Consider the following 16,395-nt stretch of genomic DNA (forward strand, 5'->3'; position numbering starts at 1 on the left):
CGCCGTGCGGGCGCCGGTGCGGAAAATCCTGCGAGGAATGTCACCGCAGCCGCTTAGGGTCGGCGTCGATGATCCAGACCTCCGCGGCTCCCGGTACCGACGTGCCCGCCGCTCGTGAACCGCTCGCCGCCGACCCGTCGCGGCGCCTCGACTGGCGCCGTCTGGCGGGGCCGGTGGCCGTGCTCGCCCTGCTCGCGCTCGCCGCGGGGACGGTGGGTCAGGCGCTGGGCACCGTGGCTGCCGGCCAGATGGCCGAGCACCCGGCGCTGACGACCCTCGCGCTGCTGGCTGCCGTCGTCGTGGGCGGCGCGCTCCTGGACACGGCGGGGCAGGTCGCGTGGGCGGGCGTGGTCGACCGCGCGGAGGGCCGCCTGCGGGCGGACCTGCTGACGGCGGCGCTGCGCCAGCCGCTGGCCGCCCTGAACGAGCAGGCCGCGGGCGAGGTGCTCGACCGGGTCGACGACGACACGCACGCGGTGGGGACCTTGGTGCGGCGCCAGCTGTGGGGTGCCGGGCGCACCGTCGTGGGTGTGGTGCCCATGTGGGTCGTGGCGGGCGTGACGTGGTGGCCCGCCTGGTTCCTCTTCCCCGTGCTCGGTGCCGTGGCCGCGCTCCTCGCGCGGCCGCACCTGGGGGAGATCGCCCGCCGCAAGGTGGAGGAGGAGAAGGCCTGGACCGACCACGCGGCAGCCTTCGAGGAGGCCGTGGCCGCCCGCGACGACCTGCGCACCAGCCTGGGGCAGGCGTTCGCCGTCCGCCGCCTCGCGGAGCTGTCCGCGCGGGTGCACGAGCGGTTCGGCCGTGTGCTCGTGGTGGAGAACCGGCTGCTGCGCCAGACGGGCGTGCTGCTGCACGCGCTGCTGGCCGGCGTCGCCGTCACGGGTGTCGCGCTGGCCACGGCCGGGGACCTGTCGGTCGCGCGCCTGGTGACCCTGTTCCTCATCACGGCCACGTTCGTGGGCCAGACCGACAACCTCATCCACCACCTGCCGGACATCCAGGAGGGCCTGGGCGCCGTCACGCGGCTGCGGCAGATGCTCGACGTCGAGCCGGAGCCGGTGGGCGGGGACGACGTCCCCACGGGACCGCTCGACCTCGAGGTCCGCGACCTGAGCTTCTCGTACGGCCAGGGCGGGGGCTTCGCCCTGCAGGACGTCGACGTGACGGTCCCCGCCGGCGCGACCGTCGCCCTGGTCGGCCGCACGGGGTCGGGCAAGTCCACTCTCGCCTCGATGCTGTCGCGCGCCGTCGAGCCGGCCCCGGGCACCGTCTTCGTCGGGGGAGCGGACGTGCGGGACCTGGACCTGCAGCGCCTGCGCGCCACGGTGGGCGTGGTCACGCAGCGCACGGAGATCCTGGCGGGCACGCTGCGCGAGAACGTCACCCTGTTCGCGGACGTCGCGCCGGGAGCGGTCGAGGCTGCCGTGAGCGACCTGGGGCTCGAGGCGTGGGTCGAGAGCCTGCCCGAGGGGCTCGAGACGCTCCTGGGCCCGGGGGGCACCCGCCTCTCGGCCGGTGAGGAACAGCTCGTGTCGTTCGCACGGCTGCTGGTGCGGGACGTGCAGCTGGTGGTGCTCGACGAGGCGACCGCGCGCATGGACCCGCTCACGGAGTCGCGCGTGGTCGCCGCGTCCGAGCGGCTGCTGCGCGGGCGCACCGGCGTGCTCGTGGCGCACCGCCTGTCCACGATCGAGCGGGCCGACCTGGTCGTGGTGCTCGATCACGGGCGGGTGGCCCAGCAGGGGCCCCGCGCCGAGCTCGCGCGCGTCCCCGGGCCGTTCCGCACCCTGCTCGAGGCGAGCGCCTCCGGGGTGATCGACGACGTCGCCGCCCAGGACGGTGGCCAGGAGGCGGGACAGGAGCACGTGCGGCCGGCTGCCGACGGCGCGGTGCTCACCGGCAGCGCCGTGACGGGCGGGAGCGTCGAGGGCAGCGCTGTCGTGCAGGAGGCCTCGACGGCGTCGGCCGCCGCCACCGTGGAGGCGGCCGGCACCACGGCGACGGCTGCCGACGCCGCCGGGCACGGGGGCAGCGCGGACGAGGGTCGCTCGCCGGGCGCCCCGAGGAAGGGGGACGAGGCGGCCGCCCAGGTCGGGGCGCGCCGTCGCACGGGACCGCCGCCGCGCCGGCACGAGCCCGGGGACGGGCTGAGCCTGGCCCGCGGAGTCGTGCACCAGCTGAGGGTCACGCCCCGCTGGGGCCTGCTCGGCGCGATGCTGTTCCTCGTCGCGAGCCTGTTCTCGGCCCAGGGCGCGGTGACCGGGTTCCTGTGGGGGCGGGCCGTGGAGGCGCTGCGCTCGGGGGAGCCGACCGCGCCCCTGGTCGCCCCGATGGTGGTGCTGCTGGTCGTCGCGCCGCTGTGCCTGGCGTGGGCGATCTACGTCTACCCGCGCTGGTGGATCGAGGTGCTCCTGCGGGTGCGCATGGCGGTCATGGCCGGGCAGACGCACCAGCACCGGCTGCCGGCCACGCCGCCGGGGGAGATCGTCGCGCGCGCCATGGACGCCGACCGGTTCGTGCGGTACGCCGACCGGTGGGTCGACTTCGTCAACGGCCTGGCGGTCGCCGGCACGACGGCGCTGCTGGCCTGGTCGTGGCAGGCGGGCGCCGTGCTGCTGGCGGTCATGGTGGTCTCGGCGCTGGCCTCGGCGCTCGGGCGTCCGGTGGCCGGCCGGTCTGCTGCGCGGTCCTCGGCGGCTCGCGCCCGGTTCGGGCGGGCGCTGGTCTCGGCCCTCGACGCCGCCCGCACGGTCAAGCTGGCCGCCCGCACTCCTCAGGTGCACGCGCACCTGAGAGAGGTGGACAGGGGGCGTGTGGACGCCGCGATCTTCGAGCACCGCGTGCAGGCCGTGCTCGACGGCGTACCCACGGTGACGATCCAGCTCGGTGTGGTGGCCGCCTGGTTCGCCCTGCTCGAGGGCTCGTGGGACCTGGCCACCACGCTGATGGTGGCGGGCGCGGTGACGGGCTTCGGCTGGTTCGGGACCGTCGCGGGCGCCGTCGTGACCGAGGCGCCGGGCACGCGTGCGTGGCAGCGGGCCACGAGCCGGTTCGCCGACGGGGCGGACCTGGTGCGCCTGCCCGACTCGGTGAACCTGTCCACCGGTGCGGCCCCCGCGCCCGTGCCCGGCCGGCGCGAGCGTCTCGAGCGCCTGGAGCTGCGCGGGCTGTCGGCCCTGCACGACGACGGCACGATCGGGGTCAGCGGTGTGGACCTCACGGTCGAGCGCGGTGAGCTGGTGCTGCTGCTCGGACAGGTGGGCTCGGGCAAGTCGAGCCTGCTGTCCGTGCTGGCGGGGCTGGTGGAGCACACGGGCGAGCTGCGCTGGAACGGCACCGACGTGCGGGACGCCCAGACCTTCCTGCGCCCCGGGCAGGTCGCCCACGTGGCCCAGGTACCGCGGGTCCTGTCGGGCACCTTCGCGGAGAACGTGCGGCTCGACCACGCGCGCGACGTGGCGGGTCCGCTCGAGGCGGCGCGCATGGAGAGCGACGTCGCCGAGGCGGGGGGCCCGGACTCGCTCGTGGGGCACCGTGGCGTCCGCCTCTCCGGCGGTCAGGTGCAGCGGCTCGCGCTCGCCCGGTCGCTCGCCACGGAGGCCGAGCTGCTGCTGGCGGACGACGTCTCGAGCGCGCTCGACGCCCGGACCGAGATCGAGCTGTGGGAGTCCCTGCGCTCGCGCGGCACCACGGTGGTGGGTGCCACCTCGAAGGGGGCCGCGCTCGCGCGGGCGGACCGCGTCGTCGTCCTGCAGGACGGCGAGGTGGCCGCCGTCGGGCCGTGGCGAGAGCTGGCGGGGCGGTGGGGTCACCTGGCCGGCTGACCTCGGACAGGGGGGCCAGCTGCACGGCGCGCGACGACGGGCACGGAGGTCGCCCGCCCCGCCCGCCGTGCTGTGCCAGGGGCGCGGCTCGCCGGGCGGGCGGCGCCCGCATGCGGCAGATTCCAGGGAGGGCGCGGCGGCAGGTCGTGCCCGACCGGAGGGAGGACGCCCATGACCACGCCCGAGCCCGGCCCCCAGCACGGCCGGCAGCCCGGCTCCGACGACGCTCACGGCAGCCACGCCGGCAGTCAGCCCGACGGCGGCCAGCCGTCGCCGTACGGCCGGCCCGCGCCGCACGGGCAGCCGGCGCCGGCCGACGGCGGCCCGCCCGCCGACGGCCGCCCGCCGTCGTACGCGCAGCCGCCCGCCTACGGCCAGCCCTCTGCAGACGGCCCCGGGGCCGGGTACGGGGCCACCGGTGCGCCGCCGTACGGTCAGCAGCCGTACCCGGCCGGCCCCGGGCAGGCGGCGCCGGCCGACCCCGGCCGCGGGCTCGGCATCGCGGGCTTCGTGCTGGCACTGCTGGGGCCGCTCACCGTGGTCGGCCTGGTGGTGTCGATCGTGGCGCTCATCCGTTCGCGCAAGGCCGGTCGGGGCAACGGGTTCGCGGTCGCCGGCATCGTGCTCGGCGCGATCGGCACGGTGCTGCTGGCGGTGGCGGCCTTCGCGTTCGTCGTGGGGCTCAACCAGTACACGGAGATGTGCAACGACCTCGGCCCGGGCACGCACCAGGTCGACGGGATCTCCGTGTACTGCCAGTGACGTACCGCCAGCGACGCGTCAGCGGAAGACGACGGTGCGGTGGCCGTCCAGGAGCACCCGGTGCTCGGCGTGCCACCGCACCGCGCGGGCCAGCGTGCGGCGCTCTACGTCCTCGCCGATCGACACCAGGTCGGCGACGGCCCGGGAGTGGTCCACCCGCTCGACGTCCTGCTCGATGATGGGGCCTTCGTCGAGGTCGCCGGTGACGTAGTGCGAGGTGGCGCCGATCAGCTTGACGCCCCGGTCGTGCGCCTGCGCGTAGGGCCGTGCGCCCTTGAAGGAGGGCAGGAACGAGTGGTGGATGTTGATGACCTTGCCCGCGAGGTCACGGCACAGCTCGTCCGAGAGGATCTGCATGTAGCGGGCGAGCACCACGAGCTCGACGTCGAGCTCGTCGACCAGCTCGCGCAGGCGTGCCTCCGCGGCGGCCTTCGTGTCCTTGGTGACGGGCACGTGGTGGAACGGCTTGCCGTAGAACTCCGCGATGTCGCGCAGGTCCTCGTGGTTGCCCACGACGCCGACGACGTCGATCGGCATGCCCTGCGAGCGCTCGCGGTAGAGCAGGTCCACCAGGCAGTGCGCGGCCCTGCTCACCAGGACGAGGGTGCGCACGCGGCGCCCGACGACGTCGAGCTCCCAGGTCATCCCGAAGCTGTCGAACGCGGGGGTCAGCGCGGTCACCAGCTCCTCGCGGGTGGCGGTCGTCTCGACCTGCACGCGCATGAAGAACAGGCCCGAGGCCGGGTCGCCGAACTGCTGGGACTCGGTGATGTTGTCGCCCCGCGCGGCCAGCGCCCCCGTCACCGCGGCGACGATGCCCGGTCCGTCCGGGCAGGAGACGGTCAGGACCCACTCGGTGGTGCCCGCGGCGGTCAGCGGGCCGGGGGCCGTGGTGGCGTGCGGTGCGGAGCCGTGCGGGGGTTCGTGCATGGGGGCGTTCACGAGAACACGGTACGGCGTGGGAGTGCACGGCGGGGTCGGCGTCTGGAACGATGGACGCATGAACGACGCTCCCGCCGACGCCACCCGGATCGAGCTGCTCGAGGACGCGCACGCCGGCGAGCTGCTGACGCTGCGCCGTGCGGCCTTCGTGACCGAGGCCCAGCAGTACGGCGACCCGAACATCCCCCCGCTGACGCAGACGCTGGCGGAGCTGCGCGACGACCTGGCCCGTGACGACGTCGTGACCATCGGCGCGTGGGAGGGGCACCGCCTGGTGGGTTCGATCCGTGTGGAGCTGGAGGGCAACCGGGCGACGCTGGGCCGCCTGGCCGTGGCCCCGGACCAGCAGGGCAAGGGGATCGGCACGTCGCTGCTCTTCGCGATCCTGCCGTACCTGCCCGAGCAGGTCACCGAGGTGTGGGCCTTCACCGGCAAGGACTCCAAGCAGAACCTGACGATGTACACGAAGCACGGGTTCGAGGAGCAGTTCGAGGACGCGGCGGGCGAGCTGACGTACACCTACCTGCGGCGCGTGCTCCACGAGGTCGAGGCGCGCAACGAGTCCCACGCCTGACGCGCCGTTCGGGCGGGCAGCGGCGCCCGTCCTGACCTGGGGCGGGGGGCGACGCGCCGGCCCGAGCGGCCTTGAGCCGTCTTGGGTTCGGCGGCCGAAGAGAACGTTCCCGACCGGCTGCCCCCTGGGCCGCCCGCGTGACCAGGGCCACCACCCGGTCGTCGTGCTGTGACCAGATCGTTATGGGTGCAAACCCCTCCCAGGCTTTGACTTCGGATGTCGAACGCAGCAATCTGTGTCTGGGACGGCGGCGATCGGCGCCGCCGAGATCCTCGACGACGAGAAGGAGCGCGACGATGCGACTCGGCAAGAAGATGGGCGTGGTCGCCGCTGGCGCCGCCCTCACCCTCACGCTCGCTGCCTGCGGTGGCGGCGGTGCGGGCGCCGGCGGTGGCGGCGGTGCTGCGGGCAACGGCGACGACGACGTCAAGATCGGTGTCGCCATGCCGACCCAGACGTACGAGCGCTGGATCCAGGACGGCAACAACGTCAAGAAGGGCCTGGAGGACCTCGGCTACAGCGTCGACCTCCAGTTCGCCAACGACGACATCCCGGTCCAGACGCAGCAGATCGACTCGATGATCACCGGTGGCGTCGACGTCCTGATCATCGCCTCGATCGACGGCACCGCCCTCACGAGCCAGCTCGAGTCGGCCGCGGCGGCGAACATCCCGGTCATCGCCTACGACCGCCTCATCCGTGACAGCGAGAACGTGGACTTCTACACCACGTTCGACAACTACTCGGTGGGTGTCGCGCAGGCCAACGCCCTGCTGACCGGCCTCGGTGTCCTGGACGAGAACGGCGAGCGCACCGACGCCACCGGCCCGTTCAACATCGAGCTGTTCGCCGGCTCGCCGGACGACAACAACGCGACGTTCTTCTACAACGGCGCGATGGACACCCTGAAGGACTACATCGACGACGGCACGCTCGTCATCCCCTCGGGCCAGACCAGCTTCGACCAGGTCTCCACGCTCCGCTGGGAGCAGGAGCGGGCGCAGAAGCGCATGGAGGACCTGCTGACCTCCACGTACTCGGGCGGCACCGAGCTGCACGGCGTGCTCTCCCCGGCCGACGTGCTCTCGCGCGGCATCATCACGGGCCTCCAGGGCGCCGGCATGGGCCCGACCCTCGCCGACGGCCTCCCCGTCGTCACCGGCCAGGACGCCGACATCGCCTCGGTCAAGCTGATCCACGACGGCGTCCAGTCCTCGACCATCTTCAAGGACACCCGCCTCCTCGCCGAGCAGGCCGTCAAGGCCGCGCAGTCCTTCGTCGAGGGCAACGAGCCCGAGGCGAACGACACCGAGTCGTACGACAACGGCGTGAAGGTCGTCCCGTCCTACCTCCTCGAGGTCGAGACGGTGTTCCAGGACGACATCCAGCCCGTCCTGATCGACGAGGGGTACTACACGCAGGAAGAGGTCGAGTCGGGCCAGACCCGCTGACCTGATCCCACCCCGGAGCGGACCTGCCCGTCGCCCAGGCGGCGGCGGGCAGGTCTCGCCCCAGGCCGGCCCGTCCCGGGCCGGCCGCGTACCCGGAAGGAAGGACGAGGGCGCATGAGCACGATCCTGGAGATGCGCTCCATCACCAAGGAGTTCCCCGGCGTCAAGGCCTTGTCGAACGTCAACCTCACGGTCGAGCGCGGCGAGATCCACGCCATCTGCGGGGAGAACGGTGCCGGCAAGTCGACCCTGATGAAGGTGCTGTCGGGCGTGTACCCGCACGGCAGCTACGACGGCGAGATCGTCTTCGACGGCGAGACCGCGCGGTTCGGGTCGATCAACGACTCCGAGGCGCGAGGCATCGTCATCATCCACCAGGAGCTCGCCCTGGTCCCGTACCTGTCTGTCGCGGAGAACATCTTCCTCGGCAACGAGGTCAAGGGCCGTGCCGGGCTCGTCGACTGGAACAAGGCGAACGCCGAGGCGGCCAAGCTGCTCGCCCGCGTGGGCCTCGACGAGAACCCGGTGACGCCGGTCGGCGCCCTGGGCGTCGGCAAGCAGCAGCTGATCGAGATCGCGAAGGCGCTGTCGAAGGAGGTGCGGCTGCTCATCCTCGACGAGCCGACCGCCGCGCTCAACGACAACGACTCCGAGCACCTGCTCGACCTGCTCCGCCACCTCAAGGGGCAGGGCATCACCTGCATCATCATCTCGCACAAGCTCAACGAGGTCGCGGACATCGCGGACCGCACCACGATCATCCGTGACGGTCAGACGATCGAGACCCTCGACATGTCCGACCCCGCCTCGACCCAGGACCGCATCATCCGCGGCATGGTCGGGCGTGACCTCGAGCACCGCTACCCGGAGCGCACCAGCGTGATCGGTGACGAGGTGCTGCGGGTGGAGGACTGGACGGTGTACCACCCGACCCAGGCCGACCGGAAGATCATCGACAACGCGTCGTTCAACGTGCGCGCCGGCGAGGTCGTCGGCATCGCGGGCCTCATGGGCGCCGGGCGCACCGAGCTCGCGATGAGCATCTTCGGCCGCTCGTACGGGCGCAACATCTCGGGTCACCTCTACAAGGACGGCAAGGAGATCAAGCTCGGCTCCGTCTCCGACGCCATCCGGCACGGCATCGCCTACGCCACCGAGGACCGCAAGGGCTACGGGCTCAACCTCATCGACGACGTGCGTCGCAACATCTCGCTCGCCGGTCTCGGCAACCTCGCCCCTCGCGGCTGGGTCAACGGGAACGAGGAGCTGCGCGTCGCGGACGAGTACCGCGGGAGCCTCAACATCAAGACCCCGACGGTCATGTCGGTCGTCGGTCAGCTCTCGGGCGGCAACCAGCAGAAGGTCGTGCTGTCCAAGTGGCTCTACACCGACCCGGACGTGCTGATCGTCGACGAGCCGACGCGCGGTATCGACGTCGGCGCGAAGTACGAGATCTACACGATCATCAACAAGATGGTCGCGGCCGGTAAGGCGGTGGTCGTGATCTCGTCCGAGCTGCCCGAGCTGCTCGGCATCTGCGACCGCGTCTACACCCTCGCGTTCGGGCGCATCACCGGTCAGCTCCCTGTCTCCGAGGCGACTCAGGAGAACCTCATGGAGCTCATGACCATCGAACGCGACCAGCCTCTGCCCACGAAGGACTACGTCTCATGAACGCCATCGACTCGCTCCGGGACATGATCACCCGGAACATGCGTCAGAGCGGCATCATGGTCGCGTTCGTCGCGATCGTCGCTTTCTTCGCCATCCTGAACCCGAACTTCCTCTCGCCGACCAACCTGACGAACATCGTCCTGCAGTACTCCTACATCCTGATCCTCGCGATCGGGATGCTGATGATCATCGTCGCGGGGCACATCGACCTGTCGGTCGGCTCGGTCGTCGCGCTCACGGGTGCGGTCAGCGCGGTGCTGGTCATCAGGAACGGCATGCCCTGGTGGGTGGGCGTCCTGGCCGCCATCGCGGTCGGTCTGCTCGTGGGTGCCTGGCAGGGCTTCTGGGTCGCCTACGTGGGGATCCCCGGCTTCATCGTGACGCTGGCGGGCATGCTCCTCTTCCGGGGCCTGACCTACCTGGTCCTGAACAACGCGTCGCTCTCGCCGTTCGGCGGCAACTACTACGACGTCGCCAACGGCTTCCTCAACGGGCTGCTCGGCGGGTACGGCGTCGACGTCTTCACGCTGGTGATCTTCGGCATCGCGGTGGTCGGCTACGGCGTCAGCCAGTGGCGCACGCGCCGCGGCAAGATCGCCTACCAGCAGACCGTCGAGTCGCTGCCGCTGTTCGTCGTCAAGCTCGTGATCGTGGCCGCCGTGGTCATGTGGTTCGGCTACCAGCTCGCCAGCTCGCGTGGCCTGCCGCTCGTGCTGATCATCCTGGCCGCGCTCGTCATCATCTACGGCCTGGTGACGCAGCGGTCGGTGTTCGGCCGCCACGTCTACGCGGTGGGCGGCAACCGGCACGCGGCGGAGCTGTCCGGCGTGAAGGTCAAGAAGGTCTACTTCTGGATCTTCGTGAACATGGGCTTCCTGGCCTCGGTGGCCGGTGTCGTGTACTCGTCGCGCATGAACGGCGCCCAGCCGAGCGCGGGCAACATGTTCGAGCTCGACGCCATCGCCGCCTGCTTCATCGGTGGCGCCTCGACGACCGGTGGTGTCGGCCGTGTGGGCGGCGCGATGATCGGTGGTCTGATCATGGCGGTCATGTCCAACGGCATGCAGCTCATGGGTGTGCCGCAGTCGATGCAGCAGGTGGTCAAGGGCCTCGTGCTCCTGCTCGCCGTCGCCTTCGACATCTGGAACAAGCGCCGCGCCTCGGTCGTGCGCTGACCCTCAGGGCGAGGTTCCCGTGACGCGCGGGTGGGTGGTGTGCCACCCACCCGCGCGTCGTTCTTCTCCTACACTTCCCGCGTGAGAGGACGACTGCCCATGTCTGGCTCGCAGTCGTCCTTGCGCGAGGCGAACCGCGCGCGCGTGGTCGAGGCCGTCAAACGGCACGGCGGGCTGACGCAGGTCGAGCTCACCGGTGCCACCGGTCTCTCGGCGGCCACGGTGTCCACGATCGTCAAGGAGCTGCTCGGCGCCGGCATGGTGGAGGTGCGCCCGGCCGTGCGCTCGGGCCGCCGCGCCCAGCTCGTCACGCTGGCGCACCGGGTGGGGCTCGTGGCCGGCGTGGTGGTGGGATACCGCCAGATGCGCGTGGCGATCGCGGACGTGACCCACGAGGTGCTGGCGGAGCAGACCCTGCCCCTGCCGGCAGAGCACCGCCCCGACACGAGCCTGGACCGTGCCGCGCTCCTGGTGGTCGACCTCCTGGAGCGCGTGGGTGCGGACCTCGAGGAGCTCGTGGCCATCGGGCTGGGCCTGCCCACGCCCGTGGACGCCTCGACGGGTCTGCTCTCGGTGCGGGGGGTGCTGCGCGGCTGGGACGGCGTGCCCGTGGCCCAGGTGCTGGAGAAGCGGCTGGCGCGGCCCGTCTTCGTGGACAACGACGCCAACCTGGGTGCGCTCGCCGAGAGCACGGTGGGTGCGGCGCGCGCGTACCACGACTCGCTGTACGTGCGCGTGTCGCACGGCGTCGGGGCGGGGGTGGTACTGGGTGGCCGGGTGCACCGGGGCGTCGGTGGCACGGCCGGGGAGCTCGGCCACGTGCAGGTCGACCCCGGCGGGCGGATCTGCGGGTGCGGGAGCCGTGGCTGCCTCGACACGGTGGTCGGCGTGCCGGCCCTCCTGGAGCCGCTCGCCACGAGCCACGGGAACCTCACGCTGCGTGACCTGGTCCAGCTCGCGGAGACGGGGGACCCGGGGTGCCGGGAGATCGTGGCCGACGCCGGTGCGACGGTGGGGGCCGTCGTCGCGAACCTGGCCACGGTGCTCAGCCCGCAGTGCGTCGTGGTGGGCGGGGAGCTCGCCGAGACGGGTGAGATCTTCCTCGGACCCGTGCGCGAGGCCGTCCGGCGGCGTACGCTCCTCAGCCAGTTCGTGCCGCTCGAGGTCGTGTCCGCGACGCTGGGGACGCAGGCCGAGCTGATGGGCGCGATCCTTCTCGCGCTCCAGTCCACGGACGTGTTCGAGAACGCCGATGACGGCAGGGGGAACCAGTGACGCCCGGACGGACGCCGCTGCTGGCGTTACGCCAGATCAGCAAGAACTTCGGGGCCGTCGAGGCGCTGGTAGGTGTGGACCTGGACGTGCACGCGCACGAGGTCGTCGCGCTCGTCGGCGACAACGGGGCCGGCAAGTCGACGCTCGCCAAGGTGATCGCCGGTGTGCTGCAGCCGGACTCGGGGCTGATCGAGATGGACGGGGCGCCGGTGACGCTGCCGTCGGCGTCCGCCGCCAACCGCCTGGGTGTGGCGAGCGTCTTCCAGGACCTGGCGCTGTGCGAGAACCTCGACGTGACCGCGAACGTGTTCCTCGGCCGGGAGATGTACAACCGCGCGGGTCTGCTCCAGGAGGGGCAGATGGAGACGGAGACGCGGGCGCTGCTGCGCGACCTGACGGTGCGCGTGCCCTCGATCCGCACCCCGCTGCGGCACCTGTCGGGCGGCCAGCGCCAGGCCGTGGCGATCGCCCGCACGGTCATCGGCAACCCGCGCATCGTGGTGCTGGACGAGCCGACGGCGGCGCTGTCCGTGGCCCACACCGCCGAGGTGCTGACGCACATCGAGCGGCTGCGCGGGATGGGGCTGGGCGTGATCCTCATCAGCCACAACCTCAACGACGTGCGCGCCGTCGCCGACCGGGTCGAGGTGCTGCGGCACGGGCGCAACAACGGGTCGTTCCGAGGCGACGCCAGCCACGAGGAGATCCTCGCCGCGATCACGGGTGCAGGTTCTCCCTCGCTGTGACCGGAGGCGTTACCCTGGACCCGTCGCGACTGGCGCACGCCGGTTCCCCGCCCGAGGGCGGGGGCCGGGCAGGTGGGTCACCACCGGGGAGCGACACGCTGTATGACGACGACGGGTCGTTCGCCTGGGCCCGTGTCGTGGACCTACGTGTCACGTCCGTCCACCGTCCCTCGCAGCGGCGCGCGTCCGCTGCGGTCCCACGCAGCCAGGGAGACGCCCCATGAGCCACACCCCCGACCCCCTCCTGACCGGCGGCATCGCCGACGTCGACCCCGAGATCGCCGCGGTGCTCGACGGCGAGCTGGCCCGCCAGCGCGGCACGCTCGAGATGATCGCGTCGGAGAACTTCGTGCCCCGGGCCGTGCTGCAGGCGCAGGGCTCGGTGCTCACCAACAAGTACGCCGAGGGGTACCCGGGCAAGCGGTACTACGGCGGCTGCGAGCAGGTCGACGTCGCGGAGAACCTGGCGATCGCCCGGGCCAAGGAGCTGTTCGGCGCCGAGCACGCCAACGTGCAGCCGCACGCGGGCGCCCAGGCGAACGCTGCGGTGCTGCACGCGCTCGCCACCGCCGGGGACCGCATCCTGGGCCTGGAGCTGGCGCACGGCGGCCACCTCACGCACGGCATGAAGATCAACTTCTCGGGCCGCCTGTACGACGTCGGCGCCTACGGCGTGGACCCCCAGTCGATGCGGATCGAGATGGACGAGGTCCGCAAGAAGGCGCTCGAGCACCGCCCTGAGGTGATCATCGCCGGCTGGTCCGCCTACCCGCGCCAGCTCGACTTCGCCGCGTTCCGCGAGATCGCCGACGAGGTCGGCGCCAAGCTCTGGGTCGACATGGCGCACTTCGCGGGCCTGGTGGCCGCGGGCCTGCACCCCTCCCCGGTGCCGCACGCCGACGTCGTCTCCTCGACCGTGCACAAGACCATCGGCGGCCCGCGCTCCGGCTTCATCCTGAGCAAGGAGCAGTGGGCCAAGAAGATCGACTCCGCGGTGTTCCCGGGCCAGCAGGGCGGCCCGCTCATGCATGTCGTGGCGGCCAAGGCGGTCGCGTTCAAGATCGCCGGCTCCGACGCGTTCAAGGACCGTCAGGAGCGCACGCTGCGCGGTGCCCGGATCATCGCCGAGCGCCTCTCGCAGCCGGACGTCGCGGGCGCCGGGGTCTCGGTGCTGACCGGCGGCACCGACGTGCACCTGGTGCTCGTCGACCTGCGCGAGTCCGCCCTCGACGGCCAGCAGGCCGAGGACCTCCTCCACGACGCGGGCATCACCGTCAACCGCAACGCCGTCCCGTTCGACCCGCGCCCCCCGCGCGTCACCTCGGGCCTGCGCATCGGTACGCCCGCCCTGGCCACGCGCGGCTTCGGCGACGAGGAGTTCACCGAGGTGGCCGACATCATCGCCGTCGCCCTGCGCGACGGTGCCGCGGCCGACGTCGAGACGCTGCGCGCCCGGGTCGAGCGGCTCACGGCGGACTTCCCGCTGTACCCCGAGCTCCAGCAGTACTGAGGGGGCCGGCGATGACCGCACAGATCCTGGACGGCAAGGCCACCGCCGCCGCCATCAAGGCCGAGCTCAAGGAGCGGGTGGCCGCGCTGCGCGAGCGGGGCGTCACGCCGGGCCTGGGCACCCTGCTGGTCGGTGACGACCCGGGCTCGCAGTGGTACGTCGCGGGCAAGCACCGCGACTGCGCCGAGGTGGGCATCGAGTCGATCCGCGAGGACCTGCCCGCCGACGCCACGCAGGAGGAGATCGAGGCGGCCGTGCGCCGGCTCAACGAGGACCCGGCCTGCACCGGGTTCATCGTCCAGCTCCCGCTGCCGAAGGGCATCGACACCAACCGGGTGCTCGAGCTCGTCGACCCCGACAAGGACGCCGACGGCCTGCACCCGACGAACCTCGGGCGGCTCGTGCTGCGCGTGGGGGAGGAGATCACCTCCCCGCTGCCGTGCACGCCGCGCGGCATCATCGAGCTCGTCGAGCGGCACGGGGTGTCGCTCGCGGGCAAGGAGGTCGTGGTGCTCGGCCGCGGCGTCACCGTCGGGCGGCCCATCGGGCTCCTGCTCACGCGCAAGGCCGTCAACGCCACGGTGACGCTCACCCACACCGGCACCCAGGACCTGCCCGCGCTCGTGCGGCGGGCCGACGTGGTCGTGGCCGCCGCGGGCGTCCAGGGCATCGTCACCGCCGACATGGTCAAGCCCGGCGCGGTGCTCATCGACGTCGGCGTCTCCCGCGAGACGGACCCGGAGACCGGCAAGTCTCGCGTGGTGGGTGACGTCGACCCGGCCGCGCGCGAGGTCGCCGGCTGGTACTCGCCCAACCCGGGCGGGGTGGGGCCCATGACGCGGGCGATGCTGCTGGCCAACGTCGTCGACACGGCGGAGCGCCTCGCCGTCTGACCCCACGAGCCCTTCGTGACGCGGCCGGTCTCGTGCCGGGGCGGGCGGCGATGAGTCCCGGGGTGCGGCGTCGTCCACCAGAGCACTGACGGTGCTGGGCGACGGGAGGGCGGGGCGATGGTGAGCGTACGGGTGCACCTGTGGTTCGACAGGCAGGGGTTGGAGGCAGCGCGGTTCTACGCGGAGCACGTGCCGGGGTCGCGCGTGGACCGGGTGCTGACGGCACCCGACGGCGTCCCCGGGACCACGGCGGGCGAGCCCTTCGTCATCGAGGGCGTGGTGGCGGGCGTGCCGGTGACGTTCCTCGACGCCGGGCCGGACCTGCGGCTGGACGAGGCGTTCTCGTTCTACCTCCTGGTGGACGGGCAGGAGGAGGTGGACCGGTACTGGGAGCTGTTCACGGCCGACGGCGGGGAGCCAGGGCAGTGCGGGTGGTGCACCGACCGGTTCGGCGTCTCGTGGCAGGTGGTCCCGCGCCAGCTCGAGGAGCTGTGCGGCGACTACTCGACCGCTGCGAACCTGCGGACCGTGCGGGCCATGCTGCAGATGGGCAAGATCGACGTCGCGGCGCTGGAGGCGGCCCACCGCGCCGCCTGACGGTTGTGGGCGGGAGACTCGCCGCAATCCCGGCGGGATTGCGGCGAGTCTCCCGCCCACAACGGGGTGTCGGTGCGGGATGACAGAATCTGCGGGTGCCTGAACTGGTCGTCGCCACCGCCAACGTCAACGGGATCCGTGCCGCCTACCGCCGGGGGATGGGGGAGTGGATCGCCGCCCGCACCCCGGACGTGCTGCTGCTGCAGGAGGTGCGCGCCCCCGACGAGATCGTCGACGAGTACCTCGACGGCTGGCACGTGATCCACCAGTGCTGCGACATCAAGGGCCGTGCCGGCGTCGCCGTCGCCTCCCGCCTGCCGCTGCACGCCGTCCGCGTGGGGCTCGGCGCGCACACGCCCGACGGTGGCCCGGAGCCGGCCGTCGACACGGGCCGCTGGGTCGAGGCCGACGTCGAGCTTCCTGACGGCGGCCTGCTGACGGTGGTCTCGGCGTACCTCCACTCCGGCTCCACCAAGCCGGGGGAGGAGCACACGATGGTCGCCAAGTACGCCCACCTGGAGAAGGTGACGGCACGCATGGCCGAGCTCGTGGCCGCCGAGACCCCGGCGCTCGTGGCCGGCGACCTCAACATCGCCCACCAGAACGTGGACATCGCGAACTGGAAGGGCAACCTCAAGAGCGCGGGGTTCCTGCCGGAGGAGCGCGCCTACGTGGACCGCTGGCTCGACGAGCAGGGCTGGACCGACGTCGGCCGGGCGCACGCGGGCGACGGCCCCGGCCCCTACACGTGGTGGTCGTGGCGCGGCCAGGCGTTCGTGAACGACAAGGGCTGGCGCATCGACTACCAGCTCGCCAACCCGGCGCTGGCGCCCAAGGCCGTCAAGGTCGAGGTCGATCGGGCGGAGACGTACGAGGGCCGCTGGAGCGACCACGCGCCGCTCGTCGCCACCTACGAGCTCTGATCCTCCCGCGCTCCCGGGGAGACGCGGGGGCAGCCCTCGGGGCGTCCCA

At 72.4% G+C, this 16,395-nt stretch carries 13 protein-coding genes and 1 riboswitch; of the genes, 12 read left to right on the top strand and 1 reads right to left on the bottom strand.

Annotation, left to right across the window (positions count from 1 at the left end; translation table 11 throughout):
• Window positions 1-68 precede the first annotated feature (68 nt).
• Window positions 69-3,824, top strand: a complete 3,756-nt coding sequence (locus DNL40_RS00740; RefSeq protein WP_111249324.1) for an ATP-binding cassette domain-containing protein — start codon at window positions 69-71, stop codon at window positions 3,822-3,824.
• A gap of 171 nt (window positions 3,825-3,995) precedes the next feature.
• Window positions 3,996-4,586 carry a DUF4190 domain-containing protein gene (locus DNL40_RS00745; protein WP_111249325.1) on the top strand — a complete coding sequence of 197 codons (591 nt, stop codon included), beginning with the start codon at window positions 3,996-3,998 and terminating at the stop codon, window positions 4,584-4,586.
• 18 nt (window positions 4,587-4,604) lie between these two features.
• Here the strand turns inward: DNL40_RS00745 and purU are convergent, their stop codons facing one another.
• A complete protein-coding gene (gene purU / locus DNL40_RS00750; RefSeq protein WP_111249326.1) occupies window positions 4,605-5,516 on the bottom strand; it encodes a formyltetrahydrofolate deformylase in 912 nt (303 codons plus the stop codon).
• A 70-nt stretch (window positions 5,517-5,586) separates the two neighbouring features.
• Here purU and DNL40_RS00755 point away from each other — a divergent pair, with 70 nt between their 5' ends.
• The 10 genes from DNL40_RS00755 to DNL40_RS00800 all read left to right on the top strand — a co-directional run bounded on the left by DNL40_RS00755 (window position 5,587) and on the right by DNL40_RS00800 (window position 16,346).
• On the top strand, window positions 5,587-6,102 hold the full coding sequence (locus DNL40_RS00755; RefSeq protein ID WP_111249327.1) for a GNAT family N-acetyltransferase: 516 nt from the start codon (window positions 5,587-5,589) through the stop codon (window positions 6,100-6,102).
• A 296-nt stretch (window positions 6,103-6,398) separates the two neighbouring features.
• A complete protein-coding gene (gene chvE, locus DNL40_RS00760; RefSeq protein WP_111249328.1) occupies window positions 6,399-7,553 on the top strand; it encodes a multiple monosaccharide ABC transporter substrate-binding protein in 1,155 nt (384 codons plus the stop codon).
• A 114-nt stretch (window positions 7,554-7,667) separates the two neighbouring features.
• Window positions 7,668-9,227: a multiple monosaccharide ABC transporter ATP-binding protein gene (gene mmsA, locus DNL40_RS00765; RefSeq protein ID WP_111249329.1), complete on the top strand. Its 1,560-nt coding sequence runs from the start codon at window positions 7,668-7,670 to the stop codon at window positions 9,225-9,227.
• The gene (gene mmsB / locus DNL40_RS00770; RefSeq protein WP_111249330.1) at window positions 9,224-10,402 is read left to right on the top strand and encodes a multiple monosaccharide ABC transporter permease; all 1,179 of its coding nucleotides are present in this window, start codon (window positions 9,224-9,226) and stop codon (window positions 10,400-10,402) included. Before mmsA ends, mmsB begins: the two co-directional genes overlap by 4 nt.
• Before the next feature lie 81 nt (window positions 10,403-10,483).
• Window positions 10,484-11,677 carry an ROK family transcriptional regulator gene (locus tag DNL40_RS00775; RefSeq protein WP_425450740.1) on the top strand — a complete coding sequence of 398 codons (1,194 nt, stop codon included), beginning with the start codon at window positions 10,484-10,486 and terminating at the stop codon, window positions 11,675-11,677.
• Window positions 11,674-12,423 (top strand): ATP-binding cassette domain-containing protein, encoded by a 750-nt coding sequence (locus DNL40_RS00780; RefSeq protein ID WP_111249332.1) that lies wholly within the window; start codon window positions 11,674-11,676, stop codon window positions 12,421-12,423. Before DNL40_RS00775 ends, DNL40_RS00780 begins: the two co-directional genes overlap by 4 nt.
• 15 nt (window positions 12,424-12,438) lie before the next feature.
• A riboswitch (ZMP/ZTP riboswitch) is annotated at window positions 12,439-12,560 on the top strand.
• Window positions 12,561-12,643: 83 nt separating this feature from the next.
• Window positions 12,644-13,933 (top strand): serine hydroxymethyltransferase, encoded by a 1,290-nt coding sequence (glyA, locus tag DNL40_RS00785; RefSeq protein WP_111249333.1) that lies wholly within the window; start codon window positions 12,644-12,646, stop codon window positions 13,931-13,933.
• Window positions 13,934-13,944: 11 nt separating this feature from the next.
• Window positions 13,945-14,826 (top strand): bifunctional methylenetetrahydrofolate dehydrogenase/methenyltetrahydrofolate cyclohydrolase, encoded by an 882-nt coding sequence (locus tag DNL40_RS00790; RefSeq protein ID WP_111249334.1) that lies wholly within the window; start codon window positions 13,945-13,947, stop codon window positions 14,824-14,826.
• Window positions 14,827-14,943: 117 nt separating this feature from the next.
• Window positions 14,944-15,423 carry a VOC family protein gene (locus tag DNL40_RS00795; RefSeq protein ID WP_111249335.1) on the top strand — a complete coding sequence of 160 codons (480 nt, stop codon included), beginning with the start codon at window positions 14,944-14,946 and terminating at the stop codon, window positions 15,421-15,423.
• 95 nt (window positions 15,424-15,518) lie between these two features.
• The gene (locus DNL40_RS00800; RefSeq protein WP_179950880.1) at window positions 15,519-16,346 is read left to right on the top strand and encodes an exodeoxyribonuclease III; all 828 of its coding nucleotides are present in this window, start codon (window positions 15,519-15,521) and stop codon (window positions 16,344-16,346) included.
• Window positions 16,347-16,395: the final 49 nt, after the last annotated feature.

Origin of the sequence: Xylanimonas oleitrophica (assembly GCF_003244315.1) — a bacterium.
Taxonomy (GTDB): Bacteria; Actinomycetota; Actinomycetes; order Actinomycetales; family Cellulomonadaceae; genus Xylanimonas_A; species Xylanimonas_A oleitrophica.

Bases quoted from the DNA above. Each gene is read 5' to 3' on its own strand.
- DNL40_RS00740 (WP_111249324.1), top strand. From the start codon at position 69: ATGATCCAGACCTCCGCGGCTCCCGGTACCGACGTGCCCGCCGCTCGT.
- DNL40_RS00745 (WP_111249325.1), top strand. From the start codon at position 3,996: ATGACCACGCCCGAGCCCGGCCCCCAGCACGGCCGGCAGCCCGGCTCC.
- purU (WP_111249326.1), bottom strand. From the start codon at position 5,516: ATGCACGAACCCCCGCACGGCTCCGCACCGCACGCCACCACGGCCCCC.
- DNL40_RS00755 (WP_111249327.1), top strand. From the start codon at position 5,587: ATGAACGACGCTCCCGCCGACGCCACCCGGATCGAGCTGCTCGAGGAC.
- chvE (WP_111249328.1), top strand. From the start codon at position 6,399: ATGCGACTCGGCAAGAAGATGGGCGTGGTCGCCGCTGGCGCCGCCCTC.
- mmsA (WP_111249329.1), top strand. From the start codon at position 7,668: ATGAGCACGATCCTGGAGATGCGCTCCATCACCAAGGAGTTCCCCGGC.
- mmsB (WP_111249330.1), top strand. From the start codon at position 9,224: ATGAACGCCATCGACTCGCTCCGGGACATGATCACCCGGAACATGCGT.
- glyA (WP_111249333.1), top strand. From the start codon at position 12,644: ATGAGCCACACCCCCGACCCCCTCCTGACCGGCGGCATCGCCGACGTC.
- DNL40_RS00790 (WP_111249334.1), top strand. From the start codon at position 13,945: ATGACCGCACAGATCCTGGACGGCAAGGCCACCGCCGCCGCCATCAAG.
- DNL40_RS00795 (WP_111249335.1), top strand. From the start codon at position 14,944: ATGGTGAGCGTACGGGTGCACCTGTGGTTCGACAGGCAGGGGTTGGAG.